Origin of the sequence: Pseudoxanthomonas gei (assembly GCF_010119615.1) — a bacterium.
In the GTDB taxonomy this organism is placed as follows: domain Bacteria; phylum Pseudomonadota; class Gammaproteobacteria; order Xanthomonadales; family Xanthomonadaceae; genus Pseudoxanthomonas_A; species Pseudoxanthomonas_A gei.
The window spans coordinates 1-1,028 of record NZ_QOVG01000019.1; the positions used below are offsets into that span (position 1 = coordinate 1).

Genomic DNA, 1,028 nt, shown 5'->3' on the forward strand with positions numbered 1-1,028 from the left:
ATTCCACTGTGTTACAAATAATCGTACCTTTGTGCCACTATTGGAAGACCTTCAGGCCGCGCGGGAGAGCTGTGTTGAATAGGACACTGGAAGTGCGTTTTGAACAGTACGGGGAAGTAGTTGCTGCCGCCCTGTCCCATGCGGATCGCAAACAGCCCGCACACTGGTACCTGAAGGGGTTGCTACTGCCTGGAGGGCGCAAGAGCGTGGAGCCCATGGCCGCGCGGGTGCACCCGCAGAACGTGCGCTCAGCCCATCAATCGATGCACCATCTGGTGGCCGATGCCGACTGGAGCGATCAAGCGCTGCTGGCGGCGGTGGCGGCACAGGTGCTGCCGCCCCTGAGCAGGAAGAGCGCAGCGTGTCACTGGATCGTGGACGACACGGGATTTTCAAAGAAGGGGGTGCATTCGGTCGGTGTTGCACGCCAGTACTGCGGCCGCCTTGGCAAGACGGACAATTGCCAGGTTGCCGTGAGTTTGTCGATCGCCAACGAACACGGCAGCCTGCCAGTGGGCTATCGGCTGTATCTTCCCGAGCAGTGGGCTCAGGACACTGTGCGGCGCAAGAAGGCAGGCGTTCCGGATCAGGTCGTGTTTCAGACCAAGACAGCGCTGGCCATGGATCAGATCGACAGCGCGCTGGCGACAGGGATTGCGGCAGGCGTCGTGCTAGCCGATGCGGCCTACGGCACCGAGACCCACTGGCGAGACCAGCTCAGCGAACGCGGCCTGCTGTACATGGTTGGCGTCCGCAGCAACACGAAGGTCTGGTGGGGATCGCACCAACCTGCGCCCATGCCGCCAGCCAGCCCTAAGGGCGGTCGGCCCCGCACACGACCGATGCGCGATAGCGCACATGCGCCGATCTCGGTACATGAAGTCGCGCAGCGCTTGCCCGCAAGGACGTATCGGCAGGTCAGCTGGCGCCAGGGCAGCGACGCAACGCTCAGTTCGCGGTTCGCGGCGGTGCGGGTTCGTGCCGCCCACAATTGCCCGGCACATTACGAGCAGTGGCTGCTGGTCGAG

The 1,028-nt window shown here is 63.3% G+C and carries 1 protein-coding gene; it reads left to right on the forward strand.

What is annotated here, in order from left to right; genetic code table 11:
- Positions 1 to 71: 71 nt before the first annotated feature.
- Positions 72 to 1,028: IS701 family transposase (locus DT603_RS15770; protein ID WP_162350946.1), on the forward strand; the 957-nt coding region annotated here is incomplete at its 3' end.